We start from the raw sequence: 19,309 nt of genomic DNA, 5'->3' as shown, positions 1-19,309 counted from the left end.
GCTCCAGATATTACACAGATTTTGATCCAGTATTTCCTTTAGAGCAAACAGTGGCCAATCTCAATATAGATATGATCGGAAGGATAGATCCAAAAAGGGAAGGCAACAGAAACTATGTTTACCTAATAGGATCTGATAAGCTTAGCTCTGAACTTCATGTTTTATCGGAGGAGGTCAATAAGAAATATACCAACATAGAATTAGATTATAAATATAACGACGAGAACGATCCTAATCGTTTTTATTACCGAAGTGATCATTACAACTTCGCAAAGAACAACATTCCGATCATTTTCTATTTTAATGGAACGCATGATGACTATCACCGACCTGGGGATACACCAGATAAGATCAATTATGATCTGTTGACCAACCGCACAAAATTGGTGTTTTTTACTGCCTGGGCAATTGCTAATAGAAGCGAGCGGGTCATTGTAGATAAAACTTCAAAGTAGACAACCTCTTTGTTTAAAGATCCTGCGTTTGGTAGTTGGTTTTATTTCGATTATCAAAAAAAAATAAAAGTCCCGTCTGAAAAGACGGGACTTATTTGCTTTAGGGTGGAAGACCGGGCTCGAACCGGCGACCCTCGGTACCACAAACCGATGCTCTAACCAACTGAGCTACAACCACCATTTGAAGCGTTGGCAAAGGTAATTTTTTTTGATGAATGCATGCAAATAAAACTTTCGATATTTTTTTCTTGTCCATATCCCTTAAGAAAATCTAATTTTTTATGGGATCTATTACTCAATTCCCGTGCCCGTTTTCAAGACCAAAGGCGTTAAAATATCGATATAACACACAAAAAATGACGTTTCACAACAAATTTTAGATTAGCCTTCTATTCACCGTTATTTTTAGTGCTTGATAGATCCTTTGGTACGCCAACTATGAAAATCGTGAGTTTCCTTAAGCATTTTGCCCTTCCGCGCTATTGTTTCTTAGCGGGACTTGTAGTTTTATTCTTACAACCTTGTGTGGCCCAACAAGAGAAACGCGATGAGATCCATCAACAACTAAAAACACTACGCAAAGCTTCTAATTTTCAGGAAACAGACACTACCTATATTGATCTTCTTAATGATTTGGGCAATGAATTACGGTTTTATGCTGTAGACAGTTTATTGATTCTCTCTCAAAAAGCCTTGAGTCTCAGTAAAAAAACCGATTATCTGCTGGGACAAAGCAAATCTTTTTTGGGAATGGGCAATTACTACTCAGACAAGGGTACCAGAGTAGCAGCTATTAATAACTATACCAAAGCTCTTATCCTCTCTAAAAACATCAAGGAAAGTCGTCTTACCTTACGGGTAATGAACAACCTGGCCTCCGAATACGCCTATAAAGGCGATTATGCCCGGGCGTTGAATATGTATTTGGAAGGAATTGAAATGGCCCAGAATAAGGATGAAAAGAAAATGCTATCCATCCTGAATGAAAACATTGCCGGGCTCTATTCATCTCAGAAAGACTTCAATCAGGCATTAGAATTTTATGAAAAGGTAAAAAAGATCAACGAAGAGGTAGGAGATGATGTTGGTTCTGCCCAAACAATGAGCAATTTAGCCTCTCTTTATGCAGATATGGGAAAATTGGACTATGCCATGTTTAACATTAATAGGAGTATTGCCACACTTGAAAAAAACAAGGTATTAGATTGGTTGGCCTATTCTTATGAAATAAAAGGAAAGGTATATCTGAAACAGGAAAAGTTTCAATGGGCCCTGTACTGGTATCGTCAGGGAGAGTTACTGCATGAGGATCTGGAAGATGACAGGGGAAAAATAGATCTCTATAATGGCATGGCTGAAGCCTATTTTGCTTTATCAAATGATAGTCTTTCTCAGAAATATGCCCTGGATGCATTCGATATTTCGAACAGGATCAAATTCCTGGAAGGAACTCAAAAATGTGCCAAGACACTTTATAATATTAACAAGAACAAAAAAGAGTATCAAAAAGCGCTCGCTTTTCATGAGATCTATCAAGAACTCACAGATACGCTCCACCGGAATGAAAACAAAAAAAGTTTAACCCTTTTAAAGACCCGTGCGGAGTACGACCAACAGAAAGTTGCCCTGATGGAGGAAAACCAAAAAGCCTTGGCCAAACAACGCGGTCTGATCTATGCAGGGATTATAGTACTGGTCATTTTTGCCATCATTACCTTTTTTATTAAAAGAGCAGAGAAAATTCAGAAAAGACTCAACAAAGAATTAAAGTCTAAAACAGAAAAACTGGAGATCCAGGAAGCTGCCCTTAAAGACAGTAATGAAACCAAAACCAAGTTGTTCTCTATCATCGGGCACGACCTCAGGGGTCCTATTGGGGCTTTACAGGGGCTGTTGCAATTGTTTAGCGATGGGGAAATGAACAAGACAGAATTCTTTGACTTTATCCCCAAATTAAAGAACGACGTAGACCATATTTACTTTACCCTTAACAATCTCCTTTCCTGGGGTAATTCGCAAATGAATGGCTCTAAAATAAAGCCCAGCGTTGTGAGTCTGGAGTCTTTGGTTGATGAAAATATTAACCTTCTGTCCGAAGTTGCAAAAGCCAAAGCTATTAAAGTTGTAAGCGAGTTGAACGGAAATACGCTGATATGGTCTGATAGTAATCAAATAGACATTGTGGTTAGGAACCTTATCAGCAATGCTCTTAAATTCACGCCAGAGAATGGTATGATCACTATTAAAGCTCGTGAGAAGAATGATCTTTGGGAAGTGTCTGTGAGAGATACAGGTGTAGGGATGGACAAAATGACCGTTGAGAAGATCTTCCAGAAGAATGCCAATGTAACTACCTATGGTACCAACAACGAAAAAGGTACCGGCCTTGGATTATCACTGTGTAAGGAGATGATAGAAAAGAATGGTGGAACCATTTGGGTAGAAAGTGCACTGCGAAAAGGAAGTACCTTCTTCTTTACACTACCAAAGGCAGAAAATAAATACAGTCAGGCTAGCTAAAATATATCACTCAGGCTGTTAACGCCAATAAATCGCTCTACCGTAAATCCTTCCGCAAACTCTACTCCTATCATACGGCCAAGATCTCTGGCCCTGTAAGCCACGCTATCCGTAAAATTTTTACTACTTATAGGCGTACTGGGTTCCTTGCTGTCTGGATCGTAGAATTGAGAGGCATAGGCCTTTATGGCAGCCATTTTTGTGTCGATAACCTCTGTAATATCCAATACAAAATCTGGCTTTAAATTTTTCCATTGAATATAATGATACACTTGTTTTGGCCTCCAGGCTTCCTGCCATTGGTCATCTCCCTCGGCCTTGGTATCAATTTTCATTAGTCCACTTAAAAAACAGGCATTACTAACAAGATCACTACCACGTGCGTGATCAATATGCCGGTCTTCTGTGGCATTACAAAGCACTATATCTGGTCTGTAGGCCCGTATCTTTCGTACAATAGCCAATTGATGTTGTTTGTCATTTACAAAGAAACCATCGGCAAATTCCATATTTTCCCGAATGCTGAGGCCCAATATCTCCGCAGAGGTTGCTGCTTCTTTCTCCCGTATCTCTGCACTGCCTCTGGTACCTAATTCCCCTCTTGTAAGATCTATGACCCCTACCTTTTTTCCGAGTGAAATCTCTTTGGCAATGGTACCTCCTGCGCCCAGCTCAGCATCGTCTGGATGGGCACCAAATACTAAAATATCTAATTTCATATATTCTTTGACTTTGACCTGTTCTTATGGCTGCACTGCCATCTGCCTCTTTTTTACCTCAGCAACTGCCTGTTCTATGTCTTGTACCAGATCTTCTGTTTCCTCGATTCCTACAGAAAAACGGATCAGTCCGTCCTTGATACCTTGTTTTGCTCTTTCCTCCGCAGATAAAAGGGCGTGAGAGGTTTGTGTTGGCGAGAGCACGGTGCTCTCTACTCCTGCCAGACTCATGGACGACTTTATTAATTTCAGGGACTTTTGAAAAAGAGAGGCGTCTAGCGCTTCATTTAATTCAAAAGACATCATTCCTCCAAATCCATGCATTTGCGATTTGGCAAGTTCATGATCCGGATGAGTAGGAAGGCCCGGATAGTAAACCCTGGCAATATCTGAATGATTTTCCAGGAATTCTGCGAGCTTCTGTGCATTTTCATTTTGTGCCTTTACCCGTATTCCCATAGTTTTTATACTTCGCTCTAAGAGCCAAACGGTATAGTCACTTAAACTACCTCCCAGATTCTTTGCCAGTTGAAAGATTGGTTCCATATGAGCCTTGGAACATGCTACAGCCCCTGCGAGAATGTCTGAATGCCCTCCCATGTATTTGGTGGCGCTGTGAATCACCACATCGATCCCAAGGTCTATGGGGTTCTGATTTACCGGACTTGCAAACGTATTGTCTATTAAAGAAATGATCCCATGGCGTTTCGCAATACGTGCAAAGGCCCGTATGTCTGTAATGGTCAATAAAGGATTTGAGGGAGTTTCAATATACACCACCCGTGTAGTGGGTCGGATTGCCTTTTCAAAGGTTTCAGGCCGCGACTCATCAATAAAGGAGTATTCAATCCCAAACTTATTCAACTGTTCCGTGATTAAACTATAGGTGCCACCGTACAACATTCTCTGCAGAATAATATGATCCCCTGCCTGCAAAAAAGCAAGAATAGCAGTACTGACAGCTGCCATACCGCTCCCAAAGATCATGGCGGTTTCCGCATGTTCCAGGGCAGCTATCTTTTGTGAAAGAGCCATTTGGTTTGGCGTATTGAAATATCGTGGATATCTCTTTATATCTACCCCTTCAAAGGCATAGGAAGTGCTCATATACAAGGGAGAAACTGCTCCTTTGTACGTTTTGTCTTCTAATTCTCCGACATGGGTGCAAATGGTATTGATCCCTTTTTTTTCCGAACTCATAACAACTAAAATTAATGCGCTTAAAGGTACAAAAATAGCTTAAACCACTGTTTGCTTCCAATGTCCTTTTCTGAACCAAAAAACAGCCATTACCGAGAGTAAAACTTCTGCAAGGGTAATGGCGATAAAAACCCCTAAAACACCCCAATCTAAATAAAGGGAAACCAAGTATGCAAAAGGTAGCTGAATGAGCCAGAAGGCAATAAAATTTATCTTTGTGGGGGTTCTGGTATCACCGGCACCATTAAATGCCTGGGTAACCACCATACCGTAGGCATAAAAAACATAACCTGCAGCTACCACCTGCAGGCAAAGCGCACCGATCTCTATTACAGCTGGTACATCCGTGAATAAACTTATGATGCCTCTGGCGAAAATTAGATAGATCAGGGAAATACTGAACATAAAGATGGCGTTGTACTTCCCGGTGATCCAAACAGTTTTTTCGGCCCTATCTGGTTTTCCCGCACCAAGATTCTGCCCTACCAGGGTTGCAGCAGCATTGCTCATTCCCCAGGCGGGCATAAAAGTGAACATCATTACCCGGATGGCAATTGTATAGCCTGCCAACGCTTCACTCCCAAACTCTGCCATAAGCCGCATTAAAAAAACCCAGCTCGAGGTGCCAATAAGGAACTGTGCAATTCCGCCCATAGAAACTCTGATCAGGTTGAGCATGATTTTAAGCTGTAATACCAGATTTGAGGTGAGAATTCGAATCCTGCTTCCTCCTCTGAACAAAATATACAATTGGAAGATCACAGCACTCCCTCTGCCAATATTAGTGGCAATGGCGGCACCCATAACTCCATATTCTGGTACGGGACCCCACCCGAAAATAAAAATGGGATCTAAGATAATATTGAGTCCGTTTGAAAGTATAAGCGTCCACATGGCGATAGAGGCATCACCCGCACCGCGAAAAATAGCGTTGATCAAAAACAGTAGTACGATGGTAATATTACCTCCAATTAGAAACTTTGTATAACCATGTCCTTCAGCGACCAGTTCTGAAGACCCGCCCATGAGGGAGAGGATTTCCTTTGAAAAGAGTAAGCCAACGATCCCTATGAGCACCGCCACAATGATCCCCAGGAAAATAGCCTGTACGGCTGCCTGTGAGGCGCCTGCTTCGTCCTTTTCTCCTATTCTTCTGGCCACCACAGCAGTGGCGGCCATACTCAGTCCAATGGCAATGGCATACACCAGCGTAATGACGGATTCGGTTAGCCCGATGGTAGCAACAGCATTGACACTGACCTGAGAAACATAGGCGATGTCTACGATGGCAAAGATAGATTCCATCATCATCTCCAGGACCATAGGCACGGACAACATAAAAATTGCCTTGCGAATACTGCCGGAAGTAAATTCGGTTTCCCTGCCTGTAACAGCCGTTTTAAAGTGCCTGAGGATTTTTTGAAAGGTAGAATGTGATGGAGATTTCATTTAGTGAAATTGAACGAAATTTATGGATTTAGTGAAAAGAAGTTCAAAGTATAAGTGTACTCCTTTATACTTTACAGTAATTTGCAGGATCACTTATTACATCCAGAAACTCCTTTTCAACTCTAAAGGCAAAAGCATTCTATGAGCGAAGAAACGAAAAATGAGTAAAACCTTTCAGAAAGATCTCATTTTTCTAGAGCGTGTCAATTTTTTTCTAATCTAATTTAATCGGGCCATCTGATGTAGTAGTGATCATCCAATGCTCGTTTTGAATAGATTTATACTCTATCTCATATTCAAGACCTGCCTGTTCTAATTCAAATAAATACTGGGTAAGCAAATCGTAGTCCTTCCCTGAATTTTTTACGTGGAGCAGGTTGTAGGTTGCATTGGCTGGTATGGCTATCCCGCGGTTCAAGGTGGCACTTGAAAATATCTTAACGCTATCTAAAGCAGGCTGTATAGCCTGTAAGAAGGAAAAAATATCATCATTGTAATCTTTGAGTAGATAGCTTTTCCCATTGTACCTCATGGTAGCCTTTTCTATAATGGCAGGGCCAACGCCATAGTTAAGTACATTGATGCTGTAGCTGTGCTCTGCTTTATTGTCGGAGGTAGAAACCTGCAGATATGGGAGTATAGACAGATAGTTCTGTTTACTCATTAAATTGGTCTGGTAGATAAAAATGATCAGCGTGATGAAACTGATACTCATCGCAGAGATTCCGAGTATTTTTTCTGAATTCCACTTCATTCTAAATTTACCCATGATCTTTGTGAATTGGTGCCCTATAAAAGTATTAAAACACCTTCGAAAAGTAAAACCTTAAAAATTCATTACCGCCATAATTAGAGGGATATCTGATTCTATTTGCCATAGTTTACCTTATACCTCCAATAACTCACCGCACCAAGTAGTCCAACCCCAAAAACGGTATACCATATAAATGATGGAGTGATCACCTGTGCCCCACTGGCATAGCTATGCAACCCTACCAAATAGAAGTTTACTCCAAAATAGGTCATCATAATACTGGCGAAGGCCACAATACTTAGGAAGTTGAAGCTCCATTTTCCTCTTAATCCAGGCACCAGCCGGGTGTGGATCACAAAGGCATAGATCATGATAGAAACCAGTGCCCATGTTTCTTTAGGGTCCCAGCCCCAATAGCGTCCCCAACTTTCATTGGCCCATTGACCTCCCAGGAAATTCCCAATGGTGAGCATAATGAGGCCCACGGTTAAGGTAAGTTCATTAATGATAGTAAGTTCTTTTATGGTAAGGTCCATTCGCTCTTTATTCTTTTTGTTGGTAAGAATAATCAGGAATAGGGATACCACCCCAAGGATCATCCCCACAGTAAGCGGCCCGTAGCTACCCACAATAACAGCAACGTGTATCATTAACCAGTAACTATCCAATACAGGAACAAGGTTAGCAATAGAAGGATCCACCCAACTTTGATGAGCGATCCAGAGTAACATGGCAGTCACAAAAGTGGAAGCAGCAATTGTCATATCGCTTTTCCGACCAAGGGACAGTCCCATGGCAAGTGTTGCCCAGGATACGTATAAAATACTCTCATAGGCGTCGCTCCAGGGAGCATGGCCTGAGATATACCACCTCATGATCAAGCCAGCGGTATGCCAGAGAAAGAAAAGATAAATAACACCCTTAAAAAAATAGGTTGCTATGCGCCAAATCTCACGTTCCTTGAAGATCCTGAAGACCAGGACCATAAACATCAGGATTCCAACAAGCGAGTAATATTTGTACAATCTGTTAAATATATCGAGCTTATTATAGATGGTCTCTGTCTTAATTCTAGTTGCTGAGGGTAGTATTTCCGACCCGTGGTTTTTTTGATTCTGTTCAAAAGCCGATAATAATTTTTCCGCCTCGGAATAATCCCCACTTATTTTTGCCTGTCTTAACGAAATAAGGTAATAGGGAATTGCATTTTTTACAAAGTTGGCATAGAGAGAATCCGAGATCTGATGCTTGCCACTCCGAAATTCTACAGCTGAGATCCACTTATTATTCTCGTCATTCAGCAGTGGAAATATTTTGAGTATCTCACCGCTTAACGCCCGGTCTAATAAACTTAGCCTGAAATAAGCATCTTTAAAATCTTGTTGAAATTTATTAGGGGTGTTGGTGGTAAAAGCCTCTTGTAGATAGGGCCCCAGTTTGTTTCTTCCCTTCTCATCAAAGAAGTCGGTTGCCTTGATATATTTCTGTCCCTTGGGGATGCCGATTATCTGACGTATACTGTCGTTTTGCGCTTTTTTATCTAGGGCGATAAAATCTGTATTGTACCAAAGTGCCGGACTCAACATCATGGAGAGAAACACCTGGTCTGCATTAAGATCCTTATAGCTGTTGTTAAAACTCAATTTACGCAGGAGTTCTGAAGCAAAGGTATTTATGGGTTTCATCCTTCCTCCTTCATCCTGAATAACAAGCTTTCCAAATTTCGCCGCGTGTTCTTCAGGAATAACCGTGCTTTGAAACATGGAGTCTAGTTGTGCTGCACTGGGACCCTCACTGTGGACATGCCCATCATTTGATGGGTCTTGCTGCGCTCCTAATGGCAGATACATGGCAAAAATTAAAAGTCCGGTTAAGGCAGCCTTTTTATTTTTTAACTTTTCCAGCGAACTGGCCAGATCCTTGAAACGGGTTTTGCCAAAGAACATAATGCCCATCAAACCTATATACAGTAGAAAATATCCAATATAGGTAATCCAGGTACCTACCCTGTCATGATTTACGGATAGTACGGTTCCTTTTTCATCGGGATCAAAACTGGCCTGAAAAAATCGATATCCCTTATGATCTAACACATGGTTCATAAAAACGTCATAATCAAAGGGGCGTTCATCTTCTACAGTGATCTTGCTCATAAAGGAGGCATAGGCCTTTTCAGTTCCCGGGTATTTTTCTGCAATAAAATCGTTCAGCTTAATATTAAAAGGTAATTCGTAGACCTTTGATCCAAAGGCGAGGGTGAAGTCGAGTCCTCCCAGGGTAAATTTATCCGAGTAATTACTGCTGCCCTTTCCTCCCAAGACATGTTTTTGAACCGTTTCTCCATTGGTTGAGATCTCAACAACAAAGGCATCTTTGGCATTTGGCGTTTTTTCATCTTCTGGCAAGGCAATCACTCCAAACTTTCCTTTTATAACTGGTTCCGGAAGCACAAATTGCATGGATCCAATACTGTACAGTGATCGCAATTGCAGTGTTTGCAAACTGTCTTTCTCCAGTTTTCCCTGAAACTGATCTGCCATTCGCATAAAGGAACCCTCAAAAGGGGAACTGATCTGATACGATTCACCGTCCGTAAATATATTGATTGCTCCTTCTGTGCTCTTATTCAGGGTAAAAAGTACATTGTGGATATTTGCAATTTCTCCATCTGCAAGGAAATGTTCGTGTCGGTTTCCATCTCCCGACTCCACAATCTTGAGAAAGGGCGAACCGTTCTCATCTGGGACCAGGCCTTCTTTGGCGCCCTGGATAAAGCCTAGGTAAGAAACCGTAAAGTCTTGTCCATTAAAATCATCCCGCCATGGTAAGCTAGATTTAATACCTTCCGGGGTCACAATAAGGTCTTCCTGCAATGGTTTACGCTTCAGTTCCCCATCGATCTCACCATCCACTAAGACCGTGAAATAGGTTTTGTCTGAGTAAAAAACTTTCTCACTGTTTCCTTCCCTAATGGGCATCATACCTTCAAAGCCAATATAACGGGTAACACCTGCACCAATAATTATTAGTATCCAGGAAAGATGCAAAACCAGTACCGGCCATTTATTCCATTGCAATAGTTTATAGCGAAACATATTGCCGATGAAGTTTATGACGAAAAATACCATAATGACTTCAAACCATCGGGCATTATAGATCCAGATCTTTGCTGTTTCAGTACTATACCAGCTTTCCACAAATGTCCCAACGGCCATGGCTGCTGCAAAGACTATAAATAGTACAGCCATTAAACGTGTAGAAAACAAGATTTTTTTTAAGGTGGATATCATCTAATACGAATTAAAGTGAAATTCCAATGGCAAAAATAAGCCTTTTTACGGGTTAAGAAGATTGGAAGCACTATAAAAAGTTAAACATAATTGTTAAACCTTTACAAAGTGCATCCTTCTTAAAAATTGTACTTTTGAGCATGATTAAGGTTGTACTTATTGGTACCGGCAATGTTGCTAAATTCTTATTTGACGAATTTTGCACTCATCCTCAACTTAGCATAGAGCAAGTAATTGGAAGAAATGTTGCGGCATTGGAATACTTCAAAGAAAAAGTGAGTGTAGGCAATAATTACACAGAATTAAAGCAGGCAGATATTTATATCCTCGCCGTTAAAGATGAGGTCATCCAAAAGGTCTCTATAGATGTAGGGAATCACGAAGGACTAATGGTGCACACCTCTGGGAGTATTGCCATGGAGGCCCTTCCCGAGAATGTTAGACGAGGAGTTTTCTATCCTTTGCAGACGTTTAGTGGTATAGCGCCCAAAAACAGCACCAACATTCCGCTTTGCCTGGAAGCTGAAAACGAAGAGGATTATGCCTTGTTGGAGGGGTTGGCAAATTGTATTTCCAGTGCAGTATACAGGATATCCTCAGAGAAGAGAAGACAGCTACATGTTGCGGCCGTATACGCTAACAATTTTTCCAATCACATGTTCTTTATGGCAGCTGAAATTTGCAAAGAACACGGACTGTCTTTTGAACTCCTTAAACCCCTTATTCTGGAAACATCTGAAAAAATCTTACAACAATCCCCGTTCACTGCGCAAACAGGGCCAGCCAGAAGAAACGACCTTAAAACTATCAAGGAACATTTATCTTTGTTGAGTAGGCCCGAGCAACAAAAGGTCTATGCTACACTCACTGAATCAATACAGCAAGCCTATGGAAAGAAGTTATAAGACATATTTAAAACAGATCACTACTTTTATTTTTGACGTGGATGGCGTGCTTACCGATGGTACTGTCCTGATCACTTCAGAGGGTGAACTTCTAAGGAAAATGAATATTCAGGATGGTTATGCCATTAAGACTGCAATTCAAAAGGAATACAACATCTGTATCATCACAGGGGGCACCAATGAGGGGGTCAGGCAGCGTTTAAAAGGCTTGGGGGTTACAGACATCTACCTGGGGGCACATCATAAAGTAGATGCGCTAGAGGAATATCTGGAACTTTATAATATCAACCCTGAACATGTTTTATATATGGGGGATGATCTGCCGGACCTTCCTGCAATGAAACAGGTAATACTTCCCACCTGCCCTCAAAACGCGGTGCCGGAAATAAAGAACATCTGCAGCTACATCTCTCATAAAAGCGGTGGCGACGGATGTGTACGAGATGTTATTGAGCAGGTCTTAAAAGTGAGAGGCGATTGGTTAGATAACTATAGTGCTGCCAATGACTGAGAATCCTCTGAGACTGCAATTAAAGCCCTATCGAATCATGCTGGCCTCGGGGTCTCCCAGAAGGCAGCAATTCTTAAAGGAATTGGGAGTGCCCTTTAATATTGTGACGAATACGGTTAACGAAGAATATCCCAAAAACCTAAAAGGCAAAGAAATTGCAAAATATCTGGCCAAACTAAAGGCTGAGGCTTTTAAAGAAGCTCTAAAGGAAAAAGAGATTTTACTTACCGCTGATACTGTAGTATGGTTTAATGATCGTTCCCTTGCGAAGCCTTCGGATATGGAGGAAGCTAAACAAATGTTGCGAGATCTTTCAGGGCAGTGGCATGAGGTGATCACTGCCGTTTGTTTTACTAGCAAGGAGCAGCAAAGGGTTATTAGCAGTACTACCAGTGTCTGTTTTAAAAAACTCAGTAAAGAGGAGATACATTACTACGTTGAAAAATTTAAACCCCTGGACAAAGCAGGTGCCTATGGGATTCAGGAGTGGCTTGGGTCTGTCGGCATCACTGAAATAAAAGGGTCCTATACCAATGTTGTTGGAATGCCAACCGATTTAGTTTACAAAACGTTAATGGACATGGCGCGCTGAAGTGGTTTGAATACCTTTGTAAAAAAATTGCAAAATGACATTCAAATTATCTTCTTTTTTTTTAATCGTAATTGCTTTTATGTTAGGTACCCTCAGTGCTTGCAATGAATTAAATTCTCAGACCGCAATCAATGATATCCCTAATGAAACCTCTGAAAGGCAACCAGCAAAGCCCTTATCCTCAGATTTTAAGACGTATTGGTTTGCGGGAAATGCCGAAATAACTTCTTATTCCTTGGAACAGGCACGCTATGGTGAATTGCGTTCCGGTACTGCGGTATTGATCTACGTCACAGAGCCATTTTTGGCAGGAAAGCAAGTAAAAGCAGATGGTAATTCGCCTGAAAATATTTCCGTTTTAAAGTTAAATGCCACCAAGAATTTCTTAACCGGCATTTATCCGTATTCCATAATGAGCAGCACTTTCTATCCTTTGGCCGACAATCAACACGCCATTAAAGTTTCTTCTTCCATTCAGGAATGGTGCGGGCAAGTGTATGCTCAATTAAATAACAGGGACTCCTATGAGGTTACCTCTCACTCCTATTTTGAAAAGGAAGCAGATCAAAATCTCACTTTGGAAAAAACCCATTTAGAGAATGAGCTTTGGAACAAAATTAGAATCCGCCCGGAAGACCTTCCTGTAGGTGAGCTAAAAGTGATGCCTTCGCTGGAATATCTGCGGTTGGTTCATCAAACTATAAGGTCCTATGACGCCACAGCCAAACTTCAAAATACGGGAGATCTAAGTACATATTCCCTTATGTATCCCGAATTGAACAGGACCTTAACCTTTACTTTCCATAACTCTTTCCCTTTTGTGATTGAGGGTTGGACAGAGTCTTATCCCAGTGGTTTTGGCCCAAATTCTAAAATGCTTACCACTAGGGCTACAAAATTAAAGACCCTAAAGACACCTTATTGGCGCCAAAATGGAAATGAGGATGTATCTTTGCGAGATTCATTAGGAATCTAGTTTTACATGGAAGATTTTTATATAAGTCATTACAATGAATTTATAAGTTCGGGCATTACGCTGGTAGTAGTGTTTATCTTAAAATTCCTGACCAATAAGATGATAAAAAAGGTGGGGAGCATTTCCGACCTGAATGTTGCAAGAACCCGTTTGGTAAGCAAGTATTTTTCCTTTGGTTTTACGGCTTTGACCATCGTTGCCTTTACCCTGATATGGGGTGTAAATGTAAAAGAGCTGGGGCTTATTTTATCTTCCGTCTTCGCAGTTATTGGGGTAGCACTCTTTGCACAATGGTCTATCCTAAGCAACGTCACTGCTGGTATTATTCTTTTCTTTTCCTTTCCTTTTAAGATTGGAGATCGAATTAAGATTATGGATAAAGAAATTGAAAGTTCAGGTACTTATATCATAGAAGACATCCGTGCATATCATATTCATTTGCGCAGAGAAAATGGTGAATTACTAACCTATCCCAATAATTTGATGCTTCAAAAAGCCGTCTGTGTCATCGCAGATGAAGGATTTGAAAATGAGGGGAGTGATGCCGTTTAAGCTGTTAAAGAAGTGGTAAAATTGGGCTCTAGCCTATTTATCTTTCTATCTTTGAGGACCAATCAAAATGTCATTTTATGCGTCATTACCTGTTGTTTTTATTGGGATTCCTTCTTTCAGTCTCTCCCAATTACGGTCAGGCACCTAAAAGATCCTCTTCTACCGATATCTATCACAGTCTTGAAAAGTTAAACTTTTTAGGTTCTGCCATGTATCTGGCAGCGCATCCTGATGACGAAAATACCAGGTTGATCTCCTATCTGTCTAATGAAGTACATGCCCGTACCGCCTATCTTTCAATTACCCGGGGGGATGGAGGCCAAAATTTAATAGGGCCAGAACTGAGAGAACTATTAGGTGTTTTGCGCACCGAGGAGCTACTCGCCGCACGAAGAGTTGATGGCGGGATTCAGTTTTTCACCCGTGCAAACGATTTTGGGTACTCTAAGCATCCGGATGAAACTCTTAGAATCTGGGATAAGGAAAAAGTATTGGGCGACGTAGTGCACCTTATCAGAGCATTTAAACCAGACGTTATAATTAACCGCTTTGATCACCGCACTCCGGGATCTACCCATGGGCATCATACATCCTCTGCCATCTTAAGTGAGGAGGCATTTGACCTTGCCGGAAATGCCAATGCTTATAAAGAACAGCTGCAAACGTTGAGCCTCTGGCAACCTAAACGTTTATTTTTCAATACTTCCTGGTGGTTTTATGGGAGTCAGGAGAATTTTGAAAAGGCAGATAAATCCAGATTACTAAATTTAGATACTGGGGTATATTATCCGATGCTGGGAATTTCTAACAATGAGATTGCTTCTATTGCCAGTAGTCAACACTTATGCCAGGGATTTGGCAGACCAACCTTTAGGGGATCTGAACAGGAATATATTGAATTATTAAAGGGCGATATGCCCGTTATTGATCCTTCGAACCTCTTTGAAGGGATAGACACTTCCTGGTCTCGTATCAAGGGTGGAGCAGCGATTGGAGAAATCTTAAACGCCGTTGAGAAGGAGTTCAATTTTAAGGATCCTTCATCTCACCTGGACGACCTGGTTAAAGCCTATAACTTACTCCAGAATGTTGAGGAGGATCACTGGAAGTCGATCAAATTAAATGAACTGGAAAATTTAATTACCGCGATCACAGGGCTTTACCTGGAGGCATCTTCTGAAACACCTTATTCAAATCCAGGAAGTACTGTAAATGTTAATATTGAAGCCATTAACCGAAGTAATACTTTAATCAATTTAAAATCAATTTCAATCGGTACATTGCTGACAATTGATCCTAGTATTACTCTTAAAAATAATAGTAAGGAGACGTTTGAACTCTCGCTGAATGTTCCTAAGACTAAAGGATTTACAAGTCCTTACTGGCTTGCGGAAAAAGGAAGTTTGGGCATGTATACCGTTAATGACTTTAACCTTATTGGCAAACCCGAAACTCCGCCCGCTTTTATGGTCTATTTTTTACTTGAGATCAATGGTAAGCCTGTCACTATCAGCAGACCACTGGTCTACCGCTATTCCAAACCAGAAAAAGGAGAATTGTATAATCCGTTTGAGATCCTTCCTGCTGCCACCACAAGTATTCCGGACAAGGTGCTCATCTTTGCGGATGCAGCCCCTAAGGAGATCCCTGTGCGCGTAAGGGCCATGAAGGAAAATTTGCAGGGTAGTCTGCAACTTAAAGTGCCAAACGGCTGGGCGGTAGATACCCCAACAAAGCCAGTCACTATTTCTAAAAATGGGGATGAACAAATCGTAGTTTTCGTAGTTACGCCACCCAAAACGGAAAGCGAAGGTGTTATCTCACCCTTATTAACTATCGATGGACAAGAAATATCAAAAGAATTGGTGACCATTGCCTACGATCATATCCCCACTCAATCTGTTTTACTGCCTGCCGAAACCAAGGTGGTGCGTTTAAACATAGAAAAGGCGGGGCAGGATATAGGATATATTATGGGGGCAGGTGATGAAGTACCGGAAAGTCTGGAGCAAATAGGCTACACGGTAAACAGAATAGACCCCGCTGAAATCCAACAAGGTTCTTTAGACAAGTACGATGCAGTAGTGGTAGGGATAAGAGCTTACAATGTAGTGGATGAATTAAAGTTTAAACAACCCTATCTGTTGGAATACGTAAAAAACGGTGGGAATTTGATTGTTCAGTACAATACATCAGGGAGAAATGGTCTAAACTTTGAAAATTTAGCTCCTTATTCCCTGGAAGTTTCCCGGGACAGGGTTACGGATGAGAATGCGCCTGTTAGTATTATAGACAAGCAGCATCCTATGATGAATTTTCCTAATAAGATTACCTCCGGTGATTTTGAAGGATGGGTGCAGGAACGCGGACTTTACTTCCCCGATCAATGGAACGCTGCCTTTACCCCACTACTCTCCATGTCAGATCCTGGAGAAACACCTAAAGAAGGAAGTCTTTTGATTGCCTCGTACGGAAAAGGAACGTACATTTATACCGGACTCAGTTTTTTCAGGGAATTACCGGCTGGGGTTTCCGGAGCATATAAACTTTTTGCTAATATGCTTTCTCAAAACAAAGTGCAACTAACGAATGATATTCCGGTAAAAGGAAAGTAATGGAAGACGAAAAAACATGGAAAAAAGAATATTCGTTGGTCCTTATCCTGAATATTCTCTATGTGCTTACCTTTTATTTTATCATGATATCTAACGCGTAAGGTATGGGCAATTTAGACTGGTTCATACTTACGGGCACCCTATTGTTCATTGTTATCTATGGGGTCTGGAAAACAAAAGGCAGTAAGAATGTAAGCGACTATGTCCTAGGAGGAAAAGAAGCCCGATGGTGGACCATTGGCCTATCTGTAATGGCTACCCAGGCAAGTGCCATTACATTTCTCTCCACCCCTGGACAGGCCTTTCACGATGGTATGGGATTTGTCCAATTCTACTTTGGATTACCCCTGGCAATGATAGTGATCTGTATAGTCTTTGTACCTATCTACCATAGGCTGAAGGTGTATACGGCTTATGAATTCCTGGAAAAACGCTTCGACCTAAAAACAAGATCTTTGGCGGCTATCCTATTTCTGGTGCAAAGAGGTCTGGCTGCCGGGATCACCATATATGCGCCTTCTATTATTTTATCGGCGGTCCTGGGATGGGACCTGCTCACCCTGAACATCATCATTGGAATCCTGGTAATCATCTACACGGTCTCTGGAGGTACCAAAGCAGTAAGTGTTACCCAAAAGCAACAGATGATCATTATCATGACAGGAATGTTCGTGGCGTTCTTTTTTATCCTTGGCGCACTTCCCCCAGAAATTTCCTTTAGCAATGCCTTAAAAGTAGCGGGAGCAAGTGAAAAATTAAACATACTCGACTTCGATTTAAATACCTCCAGCAGATATACTTTTTGGAGTGGAATCACCGGTGGCTTCTTTTTGGCCCTCGCCTATTTTGGGACAGATCAAAGTCAGGTACAACGTTATCTCTCGGGTAAATCGGTGCGGGAAATGCAACTTGGGCTTATTTTTAATGGCATATTCAAGATCCCGATGCAGTTCTTTATTTTATTGGTTGGGATCATGGTCTTTGTCTTTTATCAATACAATCCATCCCCTATCAATTTTAATCCTGCAGCCAGGATAGCCGTCGAAAATTCGGAATACGCCGAAGACTACCAAGAACTGGAGGAGCGGCACAAGGAAATAGAGCTGGAAAAAACAATGGCGCAGGATGAGTTTTACGGGGCATTGAAATTAAAGGAATATGCCGCTACCATGGAGGCCAAACAACATATCCTGGCTGTAAACCAAAAAGAAAAGGTAAACAGGGAAAAAGCTAAACTACTGATCTCTCAGGCAGATTCTTTAGTGCAAACCAATGACAAGGATTATGTTTTTATTCATTTTATCCTTAATAATCTACCCAAAGGGCTGATTGGTTTGCTTTTGGCGGTGATCCTCTCCGCGGCTATGTCTTCTACGGCATCCGAGTTAAATGCCCTGGGTACCATCAGTGCCCTGGATCTTTACAAACGAAATAAAAAGGGTGAATTTACGCAACAGCACTATGTAAGGGTGTCTAAGGCCTTTACCTTACTCTGGGGAATAATCGCCATACTCATAGCTTGCGTTGCAGACCTTTTCGACAATTTAATTCAGTTGGTGAATATCATTGGCTCTATTTTTTACGGGAACGTACTTGGAATCTTTTTACTGGCTTTCTTTTTTAAGTTTGTAAAGGGCAATGCAGTATTTGTGGCAGCCATCATAACCCAGATCATTGTCATTGTAGGTTATCAATTAGATTGGATGTCTTATCTGTGGCTCAATGCCTTTGGGTGTACCCTGGTGATTATTTTTGCAATGGTACTTGAGGGTTTTGACCGCATACTTAAGAACCCACCCATCGAAACATAAAAAACCCCTGCTGTAGCAAGGGTTTTAGATTTTATTAGGTTAAAAAGGCCTACATGCCCCCCCACTCTTTCAGGGAATCTTCATTCATTTTTACGTAATCCGCGTTGTTGGCAGCTTTGGCAGAAGCCAAAGATCTTTTCGCCGCTTCGATAGCACCTTTTTTATCTCCCATTTTGGCATAGATCAACGACTGTGCCCGCATCATCCAAAAAGCATTTTCGTTCATGGAAACAGCTTTGTCTATCCATTGTTTTGCTTTTTGAAGGTCCATACCTTCATCTAAGTAAAAAGTAGCAGCAGAGAAATAATCATTGGCAGAAGGACCGGCCATCACGGCCTCAATACTTTGTACGGTCATCTCCTTGGAAGGTACCATAAAGGGAACACCTACGTAGATTTTTTCCCACATCATACCTATTGTAGCTCCGCTGTTGTGAACATCATCAAAAGTAATGGTAAAGGTCTCCACCGGCATCTCCATAGCTTCCATAGACATAGTATTCACCCGGATTTGTGCAGCAACCTTGCTTTCATCCCACTCTTGTGGTGTTCCACCTCCTGCAGTATCGGTATAAAAGTAAACATCCCAATAAGAAGCATTTGGCTTTGTAAAGATGGCATACGATCCGGCTTTTAAAGAACCATCACCAACAGTGACGTCCGTACTGAATGTAATCTTAGTCCTGGCATTGGCTCCTGTTCTCCAGATCTTATCATAAGGGACCAGGTTGCCGAATATAGTTCTTCCGCGCATCGATGGGCGTGAATATTCAACAGTAACATCGGTTAAACCAACGCGTTGCATAACTGTTGAGAAAGGGCTTGGCTGCGGCGCTTGTATTTGCGCCTGTAAGGATGAGGACGCTATAAAAGCAATCGCTAGAATCAGTAGTTTTTTCATTATTTATTGGGTTTTAAGTTTTAACAAAACTAACGATAAAAATATAGAGTAAATAGAAA

At 41.3% G+C, this 19,309-nt stretch carries 15 protein-coding genes and 1 tRNA gene; 9 read left to right on the top strand and 7 right to left on the bottom strand.

What is annotated here, in order from left to right; genetic code table 11:
• A partial coding sequence (locus WBM49_RS05720; RefSeq protein WP_424371101.1) for a M28 family peptidase occupies positions 1–455 on the top strand: 455 nt, incomplete at its 5' end.
• A 103-nt stretch (positions 456–558) separates the two neighbouring features.
• On the opposite strand, the gene WBM49_RS05715 is transcribed toward WBM49_RS05720, so the two are convergent.
• A tRNA-His gene (locus WBM49_RS05715) sits at positions 559–634 on the bottom strand.
• A 268-nt stretch (positions 635–902) separates the two neighbouring features.
• Here WBM49_RS05715 and WBM49_RS05710 point away from each other — a divergent pair.
• The gene (locus WBM49_RS05710; RefSeq protein WP_424371100.1) at positions 903–2,975 is read left to right on the top strand and encodes a tetratricopeptide repeat-containing sensor histidine kinase; all 2,073 of its coding nucleotides are present in this window, start codon (positions 903–905) and stop codon (positions 2,973–2,975) included.
• Here the strand turns inward: WBM49_RS05710 and bshB1 are convergent.
• The 5 genes from bshB1 to ccsA form a co-directional block, all read right to left on the bottom strand.
• Positions 2,972–3,694: a bacillithiol biosynthesis deacetylase BshB1 gene (bshB1, locus tag WBM49_RS05705; protein WP_424371099.1), complete on the bottom strand. Its 723-nt coding sequence runs from the start codon at positions 3,692–3,694 to the stop codon at positions 2,972–2,974. The genes WBM49_RS05710 and bshB1 overlap by 4 nt on opposite strands.
• A gap of 24 nt (positions 3,695–3,718) precedes the next feature.
• The gene (locus WBM49_RS05700; RefSeq protein WP_424371098.1) at positions 3,719–4,894 is read right to left on the bottom strand and encodes a trans-sulfuration enzyme family protein; all 1,176 of its coding nucleotides are present in this window, start codon (positions 4,892–4,894) and stop codon (positions 3,719–3,721) included.
• Between the two features lie 39 nt (positions 4,895–4,933).
• Positions 4,934–6,343: an MATE family efflux transporter gene (locus tag WBM49_RS05695; RefSeq protein ID WP_424371097.1), complete on the bottom strand. Its 1,410-nt coding sequence runs from the start codon at positions 6,341–6,343 to the stop codon at positions 4,934–4,936.
• Between the two features lie 214 nt (positions 6,344–6,557).
• On the bottom strand, positions 6,558–7,112 hold the full coding sequence (locus tag WBM49_RS05690) for a hypothetical protein (protein WP_424371096.1): 555 nt from the start codon (positions 7,110–7,112) through the stop codon (positions 6,558–6,560).
• Between the two features lie 98 nt (positions 7,113–7,210).
• Complete coding sequence (ccsA, locus tag WBM49_RS05685; RefSeq protein WP_424371095.1) at positions 7,211–10,387, bottom strand: cytochrome c biogenesis protein CcsA; 3,177 nt, start codon at positions 10,385–10,387, stop codon at positions 7,211–7,213.
• A gap of 140 nt (positions 10,388–10,527) precedes the next feature.
• On the opposite strand from ccsA, the gene WBM49_RS05680 reads away from it, so the two are divergent.
• From WBM49_RS05680 to WBM49_RS05650, 7 genes are all read left to right on the top strand, one after another.
• Positions 10,528–11,292: a Rossmann-like and DUF2520 domain-containing protein gene (locus WBM49_RS05680; protein ID WP_424371094.1), complete on the top strand. Its 765-nt coding sequence runs from the start codon at positions 10,528–10,530 to the stop codon at positions 11,290–11,292.
• The gene (locus WBM49_RS05675; RefSeq protein ID WP_424371093.1) at positions 11,276–11,803 is read left to right on the top strand and encodes a KdsC family phosphatase; all 528 of its coding nucleotides are present in this window, start codon (positions 11,276–11,278) and stop codon (positions 11,801–11,803) included. The genes WBM49_RS05680 and WBM49_RS05675 overlap by 17 nt, the downstream gene beginning before the upstream one ends.
• Complete coding sequence (locus WBM49_RS05670; protein WP_424371092.1) at positions 11,796–12,395, top strand: Maf family nucleotide pyrophosphatase; 600 nt, start codon at positions 11,796–11,798, stop codon at positions 12,393–12,395. Before WBM49_RS05675 ends, WBM49_RS05670 begins: the two co-directional genes overlap by 8 nt.
• Before the next feature lie 34 nt (positions 12,396–12,429).
• Positions 12,430–13,371, top strand: a complete 942-nt coding sequence (locus WBM49_RS05665) for a septum formation inhibitor Maf (protein WP_424371091.1) — start codon at positions 12,430–12,432, stop codon at positions 13,369–13,371.
• A gap of 6 nt (positions 13,372–13,377) precedes the next feature.
• Positions 13,378–13,923, top strand: coding sequence for a mechanosensitive ion channel domain-containing protein (locus WBM49_RS05660; protein ID WP_424371090.1), 546 nt, complete (start codon positions 13,378–13,380; stop codon positions 13,921–13,923).
• A 77-nt stretch (positions 13,924–14,000) separates the two neighbouring features.
• The gene (locus tag WBM49_RS05655; protein ID WP_424371089.1) at positions 14,001–16,538 is read left to right on the top strand and encodes a PIG-L family deacetylase; all 2,538 of its coding nucleotides are present in this window, start codon (positions 14,001–14,003) and stop codon (positions 16,536–16,538) included.
• A 104-nt stretch (positions 16,539–16,642) separates the two neighbouring features.
• Positions 16,643–18,349 (top strand): sodium:solute symporter, encoded by a 1,707-nt coding sequence (locus tag WBM49_RS05650; protein WP_424371088.1) that lies wholly within the window; start codon positions 16,643–16,645, stop codon positions 18,347–18,349.
• A 49-nt stretch (positions 18,350–18,398) separates the two neighbouring features.
• Here the strand turns inward: WBM49_RS05650 and WBM49_RS05645 are convergent, their stop codons facing one another.
• Positions 18,399–19,250, bottom strand: a complete 852-nt coding sequence (locus WBM49_RS05645) for a DUF2911 domain-containing protein (protein ID WP_424371087.1) — start codon at positions 19,248–19,250, stop codon at positions 18,399–18,401.
• Between the last annotated feature and the right edge of the window lie 59 nt (positions 19,251–19,309).

The sequence above is a fragment of the Muriicola sp. genome (assembly GCF_049669965.1).
Lineage (GTDB): Bacteria > Bacteroidota > Bacteroidia > Flavobacteriales > Flavobacteriaceae > Muriicola.
The sequence above is the reverse complement of the archived record's forward strand: the minus strand, read 5'-3'. Positions and strand labels throughout refer to the sequence as shown.